Annotated in this window: 11 protein-coding genes; 5 read left to right on the top strand and 6 right to left on the bottom strand. The window is 69.1% G+C overall.

Annotated elements, in window-relative coordinates; genetic code table 11:
• Positions 1-10: 10 nt before the first annotated feature.
• The 4 genes from ABDW59_RS11230 to rraA are packed head-to-tail and all read left to right on the top strand — an operon-like array spanning position 11 to position 3,832.
• Positions 11-1,258: an MFS transporter gene (locus ABDW59_RS11230; protein WP_343629856.1), complete on the top strand. Its 1,248-nt coding sequence runs from the start codon at positions 11-13 to the stop codon at positions 1,256-1,258.
• Between the two features lie 53 nt (positions 1,259-1,311).
• Entirely contained in the window at positions 1,312-3,042 is a 1,731-nt protein-coding gene (locus tag ABDW59_RS11235) for a thiamine pyrophosphate-binding protein (RefSeq protein WP_343629858.1), read from the top strand.
• Positions 3,043-3,056: 14 nt separating this feature from the next.
• Positions 3,057-3,284: an RNA-binding S4 domain-containing protein gene (locus ABDW59_RS11240; protein ID WP_343629859.1), complete on the top strand. Its 228-nt coding sequence runs from the start codon at positions 3,057-3,059 to the stop codon at positions 3,282-3,284.
• A 23-nt stretch (positions 3,285-3,307) separates the two neighbouring features.
• Positions 3,308-3,832, top strand: a complete 525-nt coding sequence (rraA, locus tag ABDW59_RS11245; RefSeq protein WP_343629860.1) for a ribonuclease E activity regulator RraA — start codon at positions 3,308-3,310, stop codon at positions 3,830-3,832.
• 27 nt (positions 3,833-3,859) lie between these two features.
• On the opposite strand, the gene ABDW59_RS11250 is transcribed toward rraA, so the two are convergent.
• The 6 genes from ABDW59_RS11250 to mfd form a co-directional block, all read right to left on the bottom strand.
• Positions 3,860-4,651, bottom strand: a complete 792-nt coding sequence (locus ABDW59_RS11250) for a hypothetical protein (protein ID WP_343629861.1) — start codon at positions 4,649-4,651, stop codon at positions 3,860-3,862.
• A 129-nt stretch (positions 4,652-4,780) separates the two neighbouring features.
• Positions 4,781-6,616: an EAL domain-containing protein gene (locus ABDW59_RS11255; protein ID WP_343629863.1), complete on the bottom strand. Its 1,836-nt coding sequence runs from the start codon at positions 6,614-6,616 to the stop codon at positions 4,781-4,783.
• Between the two features lie 99 nt (positions 6,617-6,715).
• Positions 6,716-7,462 (bottom strand): phosphoserine phosphatase SerB, encoded by a 747-nt coding sequence (serB, locus tag ABDW59_RS11260; RefSeq protein WP_343629864.1) that lies wholly within the window; start codon positions 7,460-7,462, stop codon positions 6,716-6,718.
• 109 nt (positions 7,463-7,571) lie between these two features.
• Entirely contained in the window at positions 7,572-8,153 is a 582-nt protein-coding gene (locus ABDW59_RS11265; protein WP_343629865.1) for a PIN domain-containing protein, read from the bottom strand.
• A complete protein-coding gene (locus tag ABDW59_RS11270) occupies positions 8,140-8,550 on the bottom strand; it encodes a hypothetical protein (RefSeq protein ID WP_343629866.1) in 411 nt (136 codons plus the stop codon). Before ABDW59_RS11270 ends, ABDW59_RS11265 begins: the two co-directional genes overlap by 14 nt.
• A 153-nt stretch (positions 8,551-8,703) precedes the next feature.
• Positions 8,704-12,174, bottom strand: coding sequence for a transcription-repair coupling factor (gene mfd, locus ABDW59_RS11275; RefSeq protein WP_343629867.1), 3,471 nt, complete (start codon positions 12,172-12,174; stop codon positions 8,704-8,706).
• Positions 12,175-12,457: 283 nt separating this feature from the next.
• Here mfd and ABDW59_RS11280 point away from each other — a divergent pair, with 283 nt between their 5' ends.
• Positions 12,458-15,169 (top strand): filamentous hemagglutinin N-terminal domain-containing protein, encoded by a 2,712-nt coding sequence (locus tag ABDW59_RS11280; protein ID WP_343629869.1) that lies wholly within the window; start codon positions 12,458-12,460, stop codon positions 15,167-15,169.
• Positions 15,170-15,493 lie beyond the last annotated feature (324 nt).

Consider the following 15,493-nt stretch of genomic DNA (forward strand, 5'->3'; position numbering starts at 1 on the left):
CATGTCGGCCATGAACACCGCCACCACCACCGCCACCGGCGCCGCCCTCGGGCTCAGCGCCGAGCAGAGCGCCAAGCGAGACATCCAGACCATCAGCCTGATCGGTCTGGCCCACGGCACCTCCCACTTCTTCCACATGCTGCTGCCGCCGCTGTTCCCCGTCTTCATGCGGGAATTCGGCCTGAGCTACTCGGAGCTGGGGCTGCTGGTGACGATCTTCTTCGTCATCTCGGGCGTAGGGCAGGCGCTGTCGGGCTTCCTGGTCGACAAGACCGGCGCGCGGCCGGTGCTGTTCGTGGCGCTGAGCTGTTTCGTGCTGGCCTCGCTGGCGGCGGGGAGCGCGCAGGGCTTCACCGGGCTGGCGCTGGCGGCGGCGCTGGCGGGGCTGGGCAACTCGCCCTTCCACCCGGTGGACTTCACCATCCTGAACAAGCGCGTGTCGCAGCAGCGGCTGGGGCATGCGTTCTCGGTGCATGGCATCACCGGCAACCTGGGCTGGGCGCTGGCGCCGGTGCTGCTGGTCTCGGTGCACGAGACCACCGGGAACTGGCGTTACGGCTATGCGGCCACGGCGATGTGGGCGCTGCTGGTGATCGCGCTGCTGGCGTTCAAGCGCGACGCGATCGACGACCGGCAGGGGGCCTGGGGTCATGAGAAGGCCGGTGCGGCCAAGGCGGCGGTGGACGAGCATCCGATGGCCTTCCTCAAGCTGCCCTCGGTGTGGCTGTGCTTCTCGTTCTTCTTCTTCACGACCGCGGCGCTGAGCGCGATCCAGAGCTTCTCGTCGCCGGCGCTGTCGGCGATGTACGGGCTGGGCCTGGCGAGCACCGCCTTCGTGGTGACCGGCTACATGCTGGCGGGCGCGGCGGGGATGATCGTCGGCGGCTTCCTGGTGGCGAAGTCGCAGAACCTGGAGCGCAACATCGCCTGCGCGATGGCGGCCGCGGCGGCGCTGCTGGCGCTCACCGCCACCGGTTGGCTGCCCGCGAGCCTGGCCCTGGTGGCGGCCGCGACGGCCGGTTTCGGTACCGGTCTGGCGGGGCCTTCGCGCGACATGCTGATCAAGCGCGCGGCGCCGCCGGGGGCGACGGGGCGCGTGTACGGGACGGTGTACTCAGGGCTGGACGTGGGCTTCGCGACGGCCGCGCCCATCTTCGGCGCGATGATGGACCGGCACTGGAGCAACGGCGTGTTCTGGGGCGCGTCGCTCGCGCTGCTGATGGGCATCGGGGCGGCGAGCGTGGTGCGCAAGACTTGACCCTGGGCGCATCCCGCTTGCGTGAACGGATGCGCTCGCTACAGTCGTCCGCCATGAACAGCAGCCCTCAGCGAGCCGGCGCGCGTTCCGCCGGCCACGTCCTCGTCGAAGCCCTGATCGAGCAGGGCGTCGACACGGTGTTTGGCGTCCCCGGGGAATCGTTCCTCGCCGTCCTCGACGGCTTCCATGAGCACCGCGAGCGCATCCGCTTCATCGCCTGCCGCCAGGAAGGCGGCGCTTCGTTCATGGCCGAGGCTCAGGGCAAGCTCAGCGGCCGGCCGGGTATCTGCTTCGTGACCCGCGGGCCTGGCGCGACCAACGCCAGCATCGGCCTGCACACGGCGTTTCAGGACTCCACGCCGATGATCCTGTTCATCGGCCAGGTGGCCAGTGATCAACGCGATCGCGAAGCCTTCCAGGAGGTCGACTACCGCCAGATGTTCGGACCCGGCACGCTGGGCATGGCGAAGTGGGTCGGCGAGATCCAGGACGCCGACCGCCTGCCCGAGTACGTCGCCCGCGCCTTCCACACCGCGATGCAGGGCCGGCCGGGGCCGGTGGTGCTGGTGTTGCCGGAGGACATGCTCACCGAGTTGACCGAGGCGCCGGTGCTGCCGCGCGCGAAACCCGCGGTGGCCTGGCCGGCGCCATCGGATCTGGTCGAGCTGCAGGCCCGGCTCGAGGCCGCACAGCGGCCCTTCGTCATCGCTGGAGGCGGCGGCTGGACGGCCGAGTCCACGGCCGCGCTGCAGGACTTTGCCCATGCGTGGCAACTTCCCGTGGGTTGCGCCTTCCGCTTCCAGGATCTGTACGACAACCGTGATCCGCTGTATGCCGGCGACGTCGGCATCGGCATCAATCCCGCGCTGGCCAAGCGCGTGTCCGAGGCGGATCTGATCATCGCCATCGGCCCGCGCCTGGGCGAGATGACCACCGGCGGCTACACGCTGCTGAAGGCGCCGCGCCCGTCGCAGCAACTGGTCCACATCCACGCCGGGCCGGAGGAACTGGGCCGCGTCTACGCCGCCGACCAGATGATCCAGTCCAGCATGAGCACCGCCGCCCTGGCGCTGCAGCAGTTGCGCCCGCCGGGCGGCGCGCAGGAGCTCGGTTGGCTGGACTGGACCCGCGAGGCCCATGCGGACTATCAGCGCAATCAGCAGGCACAGCCCGTGTCGCCGATGGACATGACCGAGGTGATCCGCACGTTCGACCGGCTGCTGCCGGCGGAGACCGTCTTCACCAATGGCGCCGGCAACTACAGTGGCTGGCTGCATCGCTTCCACCGCTACACCGCGCTGCACCAGGGCGGGCGCAGCCAGCTCGCGCCCACCAGCGGCGCGATGGGGTACGGCTTTCCGGCGGCGGTCGCGGCCAGTCTGCTTCAGCAAGACCGCTGGGTGGTGAACATCGCCGGAGACGGCGACTTCCTGATGACCGGCCAGGAGATGGCCACCGCGATGGCCCATGGCGCGCGGCGGCTGATCTGCGTGGTCGTCGACAACGGCACCTACGGCACCATCCGCATGCACCAGGAGCGCGAGTACCCCGGCCGCGTCAGCGGCAGCGACCTGCACAACCCGGACTTCGCCGCGATGGCGCGGGCCTTCGGCTGGCAGGCTTTCAGCGCCGAGCGCACCGAAGAGGTCGAACCCGCGCTGCGTCAGGCCGTCGCGACGCAGCTGCCGACGCTGCTGCATCTGAAGCTGTCCGCCGACGTGTCGACGAGCCGCGCCACGCTGACCGGCATCCGCGAGGCGGCGCGCAAGCGGCTCGCCGGCTGACGGACAATCCGCCCATGTCTGCACCCGTGATTCCCTTCGCCCTGCGCGGCGACTACATTGAACTCGACAAGCTGCTCAAGGCCACCGCGCTGACCGGCAGCGGCGGCGAGGCGCGGCACTTCGTCTCAGAGGGCCAGGTCCGCGTCGACGGCCAGGTCGAGCTGCGCAAGACCGCCAAGATCCGCGCCGGTCAGGTGGTCGAGTTCAACGGGCAGCGCATCGAGGTGCAGGCCCCCCTCTGATCCGACGCTCCAGGAGTCCCCTGATGACGAGTCCGAATCCCGCGATCCGCTTCTCCACCTGCGACCTGTGCGATTCGCTCAAGTCCGACAGCAGCGGGGACACCCGCTGGCTGCCGGGCTCGCTGTATCGCGGCTATGGCGCGTTCCCGCGCTTCGCCGGACCGGTGGCGACGGTGCGTTGCCTGGACGACAACTCCCTGGTGAAGGCGGCGGTGGAGAGCTTCGGCGCGGGACGCGTGCTGGTGGTCGACGGCGGCGGCTCGCTCCGGCGATCGCTGGTGGGCGGCAACTTGGCCGTGAGCGCGGCGAGGAACGGCTGGGCCGGCTTGCTGATCCACGGCGCGGTGCGCGACCTTGAGGAACTGCGCGCGGCCTCGGTGGGTCTCTTCGCGCTGGGCCATGTCCCGATGCCGACCGAGCGCCGCGAGCAGGGCCTGGCCGATGTGCCGGTGCAGATCGAGGGCGTCTGGATCCGCCCTGGCGATTGGCTCTATGCGGACGAGGACGGCATCGTCGTCACGCCGCGGCCGGTGCATCCGGCTGGCTGAGGCGCCGCGACCGGCTCATACCGACTTCTACCGCCGAAGCAGCGACGCGGGCAGTCGTGCCAACAGGGAGCCAACGGCGCTGCGAACGCGGCCAGCCCGGCCAGGCCGGCCGGACCGGAGTACCGGCGCTTCGACGCTCGCCCCAGGCGACGAGGGGCGGGAGTTGGCCGGCTCGGTTTGCTGCCAGGTGGCGAGGCGATAGCCCACGGCGTCATTGCGCGTCGCGGCATTGCGCGTCGCGGACACTTGGGCGTTGAGGAGGGTGGACAGCGGTCGCTGACGGAGTTCCCAGACCGGTGAACCGTCCTCCGGACATGGCGTCCATGGAGGCGACGGCCGCTGCCGCGATGCGACGTCGCGCGCCTGGACGCACAGTTTCTCCATCGGCAACCGAGGATCGTGGCAAGCGACGCGTTGTACATCGTTCGGACCGATCGTGCGAGACAAGGTGGCCACGTCCCCCATGATCAGCTTCAGGTGAAGGCCGAGCACCAACCGGATGGGCTGCGACTCCCCTGGATCCCAGGTGAACAAGGCCTCCAGCGAAGGCAGTCCCACCAGCAGCGTGTGGATCGTCGTGACGGGACAGTGCGACGGCACAGCGACGAAGCGGGCCTCCTTGCAAATGCACAGCGTCGATGGCATCAATTTGCTGAGCGCGTCCGGAGAGCAGTCGCGCAAGTCCACCTGCCCGTCGATGGGATCCCAGAGCGCGTTGAGCACCGACAGCGCATCCGCGTCAAGGGCCTCTCGAGGGACCGCCGAGGCGTCCTCGGCAGGCGGCCCGTCCGGAGGGGGCGAGGAGGGCAGCAACGGCAAGGAGTTCTGGGAAGACGGGGAGGGTATGGACGCCATGAGTTGCTTCGCGAGGCTTGGGGGAGACAGGGGATGGTCAGTCCCCGGATCATGTGATCCGTTCCTCCCGGTCGATGGTCCGCGCGATCGGGTTTATCGACTCCGTATCCACTCCGCCAGGAATTCCGCCGCCATCGGCCTGCCGAAGAGCCATCCCTGCGCCGCCTCGCAGCCCATGCCCAGCAGGATCTCGCGCTGGCCCTCGGTCTCCACGCCCTCGGCGACCACGCTGAGCCCCAGCGAGCGCCCGATCCCGATGACCGCGCTCGACAGCGCGCGGTCGTCGGCGTCTTGCTCCAGGTCCCGCACGAAACTCTTGTCGAGCTTGAGCTCGGTCACCGGCAGCCGCTTCAGGTAGCTGAGGCTGGAATATCCGGTGCCGAAGTCGTCGACCGACACCCCCACGCCCATCTCGTTGAGCTGCTGCAGCTGCTCCCGCGGACGACTGGTGTCGTCCAGCATCAGGCGTTCGGTGACCTCCAGGGTCAGGTCTTGCGCCGCCAGGCTGTAGCGGGCCAGCACCGCGCGCGCATGGGCCGCGACATCGTCCTGATGGAAACGCTGCGGGGAGACGTTGACCGACAGCGTGGGCACCTCGACGCCCGCGGCGCGCCAGCGCGCCAGCTGCGCGCACCCCTGCTCCAGCACCCAGGCGTCGAGCGCGTTGATCAGGCCGCTCTCCTCGGCCACCGGAATGAAGCGGTCGGGCGGCACCCAGCCGCGCTCCGCGTCCTGCCAGCGCAGCAGCGCCTCCACCCCCACCAGCTGCCCATCGGCGACCCGCACCTTGGGCTGGTAATGCAACTGCAGCAGCTGGTTCGAGAGCGCGTGTCGCAGCGCCGTCTCGATGTTCAAGCGCTCGTCCAAGGCCTGGTTCATCGCATGCAGGAAGAAGCGCGCGCAGTCGCGGCCGGCGCGCTTGGCCTCGTACATCGCGATGTCCGCGTTCTTCAGCAGCTGATCAAGGTCGGTGCCGTCGCGGGGGAAGGCGCAGACGCCGATGCTGGAGGTCAGCTGCACGCGGGCGTGGCTTCCATCCAGCGGGATGGGGGCCTCCAATGCCGCGCGCAGCTTGTTGGCGACGGTCATCGCGTCGTCGGCCACGCAGCCGGGCAGCAGGACGACGAACTCGTCGCCGCCGATGCGGGCCAGGGTGTCGCTGTCACGCAGCACATGGAGCAGCCGCGCGGAGATGTGCTGCAGCACCTGGTCGCCGACCGCATGACCGAGCGAGTCGTTGACCGTCTTGAAGCGGTCGATGTCCAGCAGCAGCAGCGCCACGGGCGCTTCCGCGCGGCCGGCCAGCAGCAGGGTCTGGCGGGCGCGGTCCGTCAGCAGGGTGCGATTGGGCAGGCCGGTGACGCCGTCGAAGTAGGCCAGACGCTCGATCTCGCGCTGGTGGCGGTCGTGCATGAAGGCGATCTGGCACAGCTGCGCGCAGGCCTGCACCATCTGGCGGTGAAAGGGGGCGGCGCCGCGCGGCTCACGGTAGTAAAGCGCGAAGGTCGCCACCACCTGGTCATGGCCGGTGAGGATGGGCGTGGACCAGCAGGCGGCCAGACCGTGGCCCAGGGCCAGATCGCGGAAGTCGCGCCAGAGCGGGTCGTCGGCGATGTCGGTGACCTCGACCGCCTCGCGCCGCCAGGCCGCCGTGCCGCAGGAGCCCACTTCCGGTCCGATCCGCAGTCCGTCCAGCGCGGCGCTGTAGGCCGTGGGCAGGCTGGGGGCGGCCAGCGGATGGACGACGCCCTCGGGCGTGACCGCCAACACCGAGCAGAGCACCTCCGGCGCCAGCGCTTCCACGCCGCGGCACAGCAGGTCCATGACCGCGGCCAGCGGTCTGCCCAGGGCCACCGCCTCCAGCACATCGCGCTGCAGATGGTCGATGGACGCCTGTTCGTCCGTTCTCGTCGCGTGCTGTTCTCGCATCGCTGCTCCCTGTCAACCCGATCAGCATGGCAGGGATGGCGCGCGGCTACAAGACCGTGAACGAGGCCCGCGGCGAAGATGTCGCCCGAGCCGGGCGTCTCAGCGCAGGATTTCGAGCAAACGGTCCAGGCCGCCTTCGTTGATGGCGACCATGGCCTGCTCGCGAACCTTGGGCTTGGCGTGGTAGGCCACCGACAGGCCGGCGGCGCCCATCATCGGCAGGTCGTTGGCGCCGTCGCCGACGGCGATGCACTGGGCGGGCGTGGCGCCGATGCGCTCGGCGCAGGCCAGCATCATCTTGCGCTTTTCCTCGCCGTCGCAGATGTCGCCCCAGTCCTGCATCACCAGACCGCCGGTGAGCCGGCCGTCGATGATCTCCAGCGCATTGCTGCGGACGAAGTCCATGCCCAGTTCCGCCGCGACGAAGCGCGTGAAGTAGGTGAAGCCGCCCGACACCAGCACCAGCTTCAGCCCGGCCGCCTTGAGCGCGGCGCAGAGCTCGCGCGCGCCCGGGTTGAAGCGCAGACGGTCGCGCAGCACCTGCGCCAGCGCGTCCTCGCCCACGCCCTTCAGCAGCGCCAGCCGGCGGCGCAGGCTGTCCTTGAAATCGGTGATCTCGCCGCGCATCGCGGCCTCGGTGATCGCGGCGACCTCGTCCTTGCGCCCCGCGGCGGCGGCGATCTCGTCGATGCACTCGATCGAAATCAGCGTCGAGTCCATGTCGAAGGCGGCGAGTTTGAAGTCGCGCAGGGACAGCGGCGGCGTGAAGCCTTGGAGGACGAGCGGGGACGGTGGAGACGGCGGAGTCGAGGATTCGTTCGACGAGGAGGACGGCGAGGTGGTCATGCGGGCGGCGCCTTGGGGCGGAGAGGGGGAAGCGAATGCCCCCGACGGCGCTGAAGATGATCGACCGCCGGGGACGGGCGGGAGCTTAGCGCACTCGCCGGGAGGCGCTTCATCGTGCATGCGCATGCGCGTAGGAGGCCATATCGGCATGTGTCATCCAGACACCCGGCGCTTGAGGGGCCCTCGCTGTCCAGGGGCGCAGCCCCGCCGCATAGACGGCCATCGGCTCGGCCGCACCGGGGGGGAGCCGCGATCGCGTGGGCGCCGGCAACAGCCAGTTCTCCAGCTTCAGCCGTTCCACGCGCGACATCGACCGATCATTGCTCACCAGGGTGGCGCCGAGCGCGATCGCATGGGCGACGATGAAGGTGTCGAGTTCGGAAAGGGGGAGCCCCGCGCGCAGAAGCGCGGCTCGCTCGATGGCGTAGATCTCCGCGATCTCGAGGTCCCGGTCGATGTACTCGACACGCATGCGCCGCTTGAGCTCGAGGAATCGAGCTTCCTTGCGGATCGACAGGCTCTTGCGGAATCCCGCTCGGGCTTCCGCGTCGACGACGACGCTGATCGCGAGGTCGCCGTCGAGCTGCGCCAGGCGTTGTTCGCAGAGCTCGCGCCGCGGCGTCCCCTCGGGCTCGACCAGCGCGCTGAGGATGTTGGAGTCCAACATGAAGAGCGGTTTAGTCGGCGCCATGGCGAGCCTCCCACTCATGGAATCGCGCGAGACGAATCTGCTCGGCGGCGACGTTGTCGCCCCAATCGTCCACGCCCATCACCCGGAAGCGGACCGGCTTGCCGTAGTTCTCGGGCAGATAGGGGCAGTCGTCGCAATCGCCTTGGGCATGGCAGGCCACGCGTCGATGGCGCCGCATCTCGATCAGGGTGAGAGAGAAATCGTCCAGGTCGGGCTCGACCTCGTTCTTCGGCAGGTGGGGGCAGGCCAGGCAACGAGGCAGGTTCTCCAAGCCGCGATGTCGCGCCTCCCGCTCCGCCACCATCATCTCGTAGAAGCCGTCGTCCTCGTCCTCGCTCATCTCCCGGACATGGGCGGGCAGGGGCACATTCCTCAAGTCGACAATCACATGGGGCATCGAATCACTCCAGAAACTTCGATGCCCGTCAGTCTAGGAAGGTGTTCCCGCCCGCGCACTGACCTGAAGTCGTGGAGCTGCTGGTCATCTTCCAGCAGTTCAAGTCAGCGAGAACGAGTGGCGCGGCCACACGCCGCCAACCGTCGCGTCGATTCACGGCCGCGAGACCGGCGTGCCCAGCAGCCGCAGCACCTCGCGCACCGCGTGCGCCCGGTCCTTCGGATCGGTCAGCGCCTTGTCGATGCGCAGCTTCTCGTTGCCCACGAGTTTGATGTTGCGGTTCTTCTGCACCAGCTCGATCACGCGCATCGGATCGATGGGCGGGTTGGGCCGGAAGTTGATGTTGATGACGCTGGGCGCGGCGTCGATCTTCATCACGCCATAGGGCTTGGCCAGCACCCGCAGCCGGTGCGTGTCGAACAGCGTCTGGCCTTGCGCCGGCAGCTTGCCGAAGCGGTCGGTGATCTCCTCCAGCATCGCGTCGATCTGCTCGGCGCGGTCCGCCGTCGCGAGCCGCTTGTACAGCGACAGCCGCTGATGCACGTCGCCGCAGTAGGCGTCGGGCAGCAGCGCGGGCGCGTGCAGGTTGATCTCGGTCGTGGCCGACAGCGGGCTGAGCAGATCCGGCTCGCGGCCGGCCTTGAGCGAGCGCACCGCCTCGGACAGCATCTCGTTGTAGAGCTGGAAGCCGACCTCCATCATGTTGCCGCTCTGGTGCTCGCCCAGCACCTCGCCGGCGCCGCGGATCTCCAGGTCGTGCATCGCGAGATAGAAGCCCGAGCCCAGCTCCTCCATCGCCTGGATCGCGTCCAGGCGCTGCGCGGCCTGCTTGGTCAGGCCCTCGACGTCCGGGACCATCAGGTACGCATAGGCCTGATGGTGCGAGCGTCCGACCCGGCCGCGCAACTGATGCAGCTGCGCCAGACCGAATTTGTCGGCGCGGCTGATGACGATGGTGTTGGCGCTGGGCACGTCGATGCCGGTCTCGATGATGGTCGAGCACAGCAGCAGGTTGTGCTTGCCGCCGACGAACTCGCGCATCACGCGTTCCAGCTCGCGCTCGGGCATCTGGCCGTGGGCGACGACGATGCGCGCCTCGGGCAGCAGCTCCTCGAGCTTCATGCGGCGGTTCTCGATGGTCTCGACCTCGTTGTGCAGGAAATAGACCTGGCCGCCGCGCTTGAGCTCGCGCAGCACCGCCTCGCGGATGGTGCCGCTGGTCTCGCTGCGCACGAAGGTCTTGATCGCCAGGCGCCGCTGCGGCGCGGTGGCGATGACGCTCAGGTCGCGCAGACCCTCCAGCGCCATGCCCAGCGTGCGCGGGATGGGCGTGGCGGTCAACGTCAGCACGTCGACCTCGGCGCGCATGGCCTTCATCGCCTCCTTGTGGCGCACGCCGAAACGGTGCTCCTCGTCGATGACCAGCAGGCCCAGGCGCTTGAACTTGACGTCGCTGGAGAGCAGCTTGTGCGTGCCGATGACGATGTCGATGGAGCCGTCGGCCAGGCCCTCCATCGCCGCCTTGATCTCCTTGGCGGAGCGGAAGCGGCTCATCTCCGCGACCTTGACCGGCCAGCGACCGAAGCGGTCGGCGATGTTCTGGTAATGCTGCTCGGCCAGCAGCGTGGTGGGCGCCAGCAGCGCGACCTGCTTGCCGCCCATCACCGCGACGAAGGCGGCGCGTAGCGCGACTTCGGTCTTGCCGAAGCCCACGTCGCCGCAGACCAGCCGGTCCATGGGTTTGGGGCTGATCATGTCCTGGATGACGGCGTGAATCGCGGCGCGCTGGTCGGGCGTTTCCTCGAAGCCGAAGCTGGCGGCGAAGGCCTCGTAGTCGTGCGGCGAGTAGCGGAAGGCGTGGCCCTCGCGCGCGGCGCGGCGGGCGTAGAGGTTGAGCAGCTCGGCGGCGGTGTCGCGGACCTGCTCGGCGGCCTTGCGCTTGGCCTTGTCCCACTGGCCCGAACCCAGCTTGTGCAGCGGCGCCTCTTCCGCGCTGACGCCGGTGTAGCGGCTGATCAGATGCAGCTGCGCGACGGGGACGTAGAGCGTGGCCTTGTCGGCGTACTCCAGGTGCAGGAACTCGCTGGGGCCGTCGCCCAGGTCGATGTTGATCAAGCCCAGGTAGCGGCCGATGCCGTGATTGGTATGCACCACCGGATCGCCGATCTTGAGCTCGGACAGGTCCTTGATCAGCGCGTTCACGTCGCTGACCTGCTCCTGCTTGCGGCGTCGGCGCGTCGTGGGCGTGGTCGCGAACAGCTCGGTCTCGGTGAACAGCTGGATCTGGCGGCCCTCGTCCGGCTCGTTCCAGAAGAAGCCCGCGGCCAGCGGGGCCGCGGTGATCGCGAAGCGCTCGTCGCGCTGGGCCTCGAACTCGGCCAGATCCTTCACCGACGGCGGATCGATCTTGTTGTCGCGCAGCAGCTCCAGCAGGCTCTCGCGGCGGCCTTCGCTCTCGGCCAGCAGCAGCACGCGGAACTTCGTGTCCTTCAGATGCGCGGCCAGACGCGCGAGCGGCTCCTGCGCGCCGCGCTCGACGCTGACGTCGGGCAGCGGGCGCGCGTAGTCGACCGCGTCGGCGCCGCGCACCGACAGCACCGCATGGCGGTGCGTGGCGGTGAAGAAGTCCTCGGGCCGCAGGAAGATCTCCTCGGGCGGCAGGATGGGGCGGTCCGGATCGTGCTGCAGGAAGCGGTGGCGCTCGCGGGTGTCGGTCCAGAAGCGCTGCAGCGCGTCGTCGACCTCCCCATGCAGCACCAGGCCGGCCTCGGCGGGCAGGTAGTCGAAGATGCTGGCGACCTGGTCGAAGAACAGCGGCAGGTAGTACTCGATGCCGCCGGTGGCCAGGCCGGTGTCGATGTCCTTGTAGATGCGCGACTTGGTCGGGTCGCCGTCCATCTTCTCGCGCCAGCGCGCGCGGAAGGCTTTGCGCGAGGCTTCGTCCATGGGGAACTCGCGACCCGGCAGCAGACGCACTTCCGGCACCGGATACAGCGAGCGCTGCGAGTCCGGATCGAAGACGCGGATGGAGTCCACCTCGTCGCCGAACAGGTCGACGCGGTAGGGCACGGGCGAGCCCATCGGATAGAGGTCGATCAGGCCGCCGCGCACCGCGTACTCGCCGGGAGAAACGACCTGGCTGACGTGCTGGTAGCCGCCCAGCGTGAGCTGCTGCTTCAGGCCGGACTCGTCCAGGCGCTGCTTCTGGCGGAAGTTGAAGGTCGTCGCGGCCAGGAACGCGGGCGGCGCCAGGCGCGTGAGCGCGGTGGTGGCGGGCAGCAGCACGATGTCCAGGTCGCGCTCGGCGACGGTCTTGCCGCCGCCGGCCTGTTGCAGCCGCCAGAGCGTGGCCAGGCGCTCGGAGATCAGGTCCTGGTGCGGGCTGAAGCTGTCATAGGGCAGGGTCTCCCAGTCCGGGAAGACGGCCACGCGCAACTCGGGCGCGAAGAACTTGAGCTCGTCCTCCAGGCGCTGGGTGTCGCCCGGCTCGGCGGTGACGACCAGCGTGAGGCGGCCCGCGGCGGCCTGCTGGCGCGCGAAGCGGGACAGCAGCAGCGCGTCGGCGGAGCCGGTGGGGCGGGGCAGGGTGAAGCGTTTGCCGGGGGAGATCGAGGACAGCTGCATGGCGCACAAATGAGGACAGCCCCGGGGAGGGGCCGAGGGGAATTGTAGGGAGGCCGCGGCGTCAGGCCGTGACAGCAGATGAACGCCCGGGCGCGAGGGAAGGCCGAGGAACGCCCGGGGTTTGGAGCAGTCGGCGTACCCGGTGGCGAGTTCCTGGCTCTTTGGAGGGGCGGGACGTCGCAACCGGGTCGGTGACGGGCCGCGATTGGCGGGGCTCGGTCATTGAGGCGCAGCCGGGGTCTTCGAAGAATCGCGGATTCCATTTCTTTTCTTCGAGCGCCCCGTGCATCTTCATTTCCTCCCTCAAGTCCGCGGCGGCCGACGTCGCCCGATCCTCGGCACCGCCCTGCACGCGCTGGCCGCTGCCGTCCTGCTGGCCTGCCTGGACGCGAGCGCGCAGACCAAGCCCGCGCCACTCGCGGCGAGAGCCTTTCCGGAAGGGGCCCGGCTGGTGTCCGGTGACGCCGTGGTCGGTGCGCCCTCGGGCGACAAGCTCGTCATCACCCAGTCCAGCCAGACGGCCGCGATGGAGTGGCGCCGGTTTGATATCGGCAAGGAGTCGAAGGTCGAGTTTGTCCAGCCCTCGTCGGACGCGTTGATGGTCAACCGCGTCACCAGCGGCGAAGCCAGCCGCATCGAGGGCGGGATGAACGCCAACGGCAAGGTGTTTCTGCTCAACGAGCAGGGCGTGCTCATCGGCGAGGACGCACGGATCCACGTGGGAGGGCTGGCGATTTCCACGGCGAGACAGGAGGCGGGTGAAGGCTGGGCCGCGATGACCGAGGAGGCGATGAGGCGACAGCCTCACGGCAACGGCGAGATCCGGCTCGAGGGGCAGATCCGGATCAAGGAGGGCGGCGTGGCATTGCTGCGCGGCGGCGACGTCCACATCGACAGCAACATCCGATCGCCGGGAGGGACGCTCTGGGTGCGCGGCGGCAAGGTGGCGCTGAGCGGCGGCGTACGCGTCGATCTCGCTGCTCCGGACACGATCGCGCCCGGCACCATCGACATCGAGGCGCAGGAGGAACTTGTCAGCTCGGCGACCCTGCTCGTGGACGCCGAGAAGGCGAGCGGCGGAAGGATCCGCCTGAAAGGCAGCTCGGTGACCTTGAATGGCTCGGCCACGGCGGACAGCAAGGAGCGCCGCGGCGGAACCATCGAGATCGACGGCGTGCGGGGCGTGAAAACGATGGCGACATTGAGCGCGCAAGGCGGGGCGGATGGCGACGGCGGGAAGATTCAGATCATGGCCGGTAGGGGGCCGATCACGGCGGACGGCATGCGAGCCGACGTCAGCGGCGCGAACGGCGGCAGCTTCTTGGCGCAGGGCACGACGCTGTCGATGAATGAGGGATGGATCCGCGCGAATGGCACGCGCAGCGCACGCCATGCACTGGTGAAGCTGATCGCGACGGATGCCATGCAAACATCGCCGATGAGTCTGAGGGGGCGGGTCACCCTCAGCGCGAATGCGACAGGCGATGTCGGCTTCGGTGGCGATGGCTTCGGCGGGAAGATTCTTCTGGACTCAAGTTCACGCGCGGGCATGACGCTGGGGCCTCACGTCGGTCTGGAGGCGAAAGCAGCGCCGGACCATGGGCGTGCCGGCGAACTGGAGGTGATCGCCCGTTCCGGGACGCTCGTCCTGCCCGGCGCCCATTTTGGAAAGGGGCAGCGCGAGGCCCTGACCCTGGGGGCTCGCGAGTGGATTCTTGGAGCGCGGCCGGCCAGGAGGGGCGATCAGGCGCCGGACGAAGGGGGCCGCGCCCCGAACTACCTGTCGGGAGCGGACCTGGCCGAATGGCTGGATCACAGGCGATCGGTGAGTCTGATCGCCGCGGGCCGGATCGCCGTGAACCAACCCGTCACGACGACTGCGAAGGACTCGGGAAGCTTGACCCTGACCGCCAGCGACATCGCCTTGAACGCGTCGATCACCCGAGCGGCGGGCGACATCGGTCTGCTTCTGCGTGAGCCGAGCGGGCCGGGGGTGCTGGGCGATGTGGTGATGGCGTCAGGCGCGGCGATCGAGGCACCGAGGTCGACAGTGAGCTTCGAGTCTCCCGCACCCAATCGCGAGTCCGGCTCGGGCTCGCTGACCTTGGGAGTGATCAAAGCGCAGACGCTGAAAGTCCATTCCCAAGGCGTCGAGATCTCCGGGCTGAAGGTGGCGGACAAGGACTACGACGGAGGCGTCGAGGCACGCGTCGAGCGTGGGGAGCTGAGCCGGTTGACCCTGCTTCCCGAGAGCAACCTGGCCAAGGGCATTGAAGCGAAGTTCGAAGACAAGCGCGCCGGACAGAACAAGGCGGCTACGGCCCGCGCATGGCTGACCGGGTTCAACGGCGACGCGCGCGCGGATCTGCCGCTCAACCGTGCCGAGCAAATCATCGGGGACACCGTCGTCCGGACCTATCGAGGCTGGCGGACGGTCGCGGACATCCGGCCCCGGACGCTGGAAGTGCGTGCGACCGCAAGGCCGAAGGCTTATGACGGGGGCCTTGCGGCGCAGGTGGACTTGACCCTGGCGCAAGAACCCTTGCCTGGGGACGCGGTGACGATCGCGCATGACGGCGCGGAGTTCGACGATCCCACGCCGGGCACGGCCAAGACGATCACGGTGCACGGCGTGCGCTTCGAGGGGCCGGACGGTGGCAACTACACCACGAGCTCGCCGATCCTCATCGAGAACGGCCGGATCGACGGCGAGTTGCCGACGCCGAGACCGGTGCCGCCACCCGATCGCAAGACGCCTGATCCTGACGTGACGCCGAAGGTCCACGTGATCGCCGCCACGCCCTTGCGTGCGGCGAATCGGGCATCTCCCGCCGTCGACAGCGGATGCATCCTCGATCACGACGGGCATCGGCCCCCGGGACGCCTCTGCGAGACGCGCCGGACCGACGGACCGCCGGATCGGGCGGCCACCGTGGTGATCCGGGAATCTCGCCCGATCGAAGACAGCGCCAGACCTCCCCAGCACACGCGTTGATCCGGCCGCGGACCGACGACGCGGCAACGCCTCGGCGGGCAGGCAAGACCTGTCCCCGAACCGCCGCGGCGGTTCCTGGTGCCTGCCTGTCGGCGCGCCACCTCGATCGGCCGGATGCGACCTGGCACCCGCGACATGTCGGTCATTGGCCTGGACACGGCCGGCCCGAAGAATGACCGCATCTCCTCCTGACCCCGCATTCACGTGAAGACAATGAAACGACCTACGTCTTGCCGCCCTCCGGCCTCCCACGTTTTCCGAGCTCGCCGAGCGACTCCTGACGGCGCGGCGGCCATCGCCGCCGCCGGTCTGACGCTCTGGGCC

Origin of the sequence: Roseateles sp. (assembly GCF_039595295.1) — a bacterium.
Taxonomy (GTDB): domain Bacteria; phylum Pseudomonadota; class Gammaproteobacteria; order Burkholderiales; family Burkholderiaceae_C; genus Roseateles.

Bases quoted from the DNA above. Each gene is read 5' to 3' on its own strand.
- ABDW59_RS11230 (WP_343629856.1), top strand. From the start codon at position 11: ATGAACACCGCCACCACCACCGCCACCGGCGCCGCCCTCGGGCTCAGC.
- ABDW59_RS11255 (WP_343629863.1), bottom strand. From the start codon at position 6,616: ATGCGAGAACAGCACGCGACGAGAACGGACGAACAGGCGTCCATCGAC.
- ABDW59_RS11270 (WP_343629866.1), bottom strand. From the start codon at position 8,550: ATGCCCCATGTGATTGTCGACTTGAGGAATGTGCCCCTGCCCGCCCAT.
- serB (WP_343629864.1), bottom strand. From the start codon at position 7,462: ATGACCACCTCGCCGTCCTCCTCGTCGAACGAATCCTCGACTCCGCCG.
- rraA (WP_343629860.1), top strand. From the start codon at position 3,308: ATGACGAGTCCGAATCCCGCGATCCGCTTCTCCACCTGCGACCTGTGC.
- ABDW59_RS11265 (WP_343629865.1), bottom strand. From the start codon at position 8,153: ATGGCGCCGACTAAACCGCTCTTCATGTTGGACTCCAACATCCTCAGC.
- ABDW59_RS11240 (WP_343629859.1), top strand. From the start codon at position 3,057: ATGTCTGCACCCGTGATTCCCTTCGCCCTGCGCGGCGACTACATTGAA.
- mfd (WP_343629867.1), bottom strand. From the start codon at position 12,174: ATGCAGCTGTCCTCGATCTCCCCCGGCAAACGCTTCACCCTGCCCCGC.
- ABDW59_RS11235 (WP_343629858.1), top strand. From the start codon at position 1,312: ATGAACAGCAGCCCTCAGCGAGCCGGCGCGCGTTCCGCCGGCCACGTC.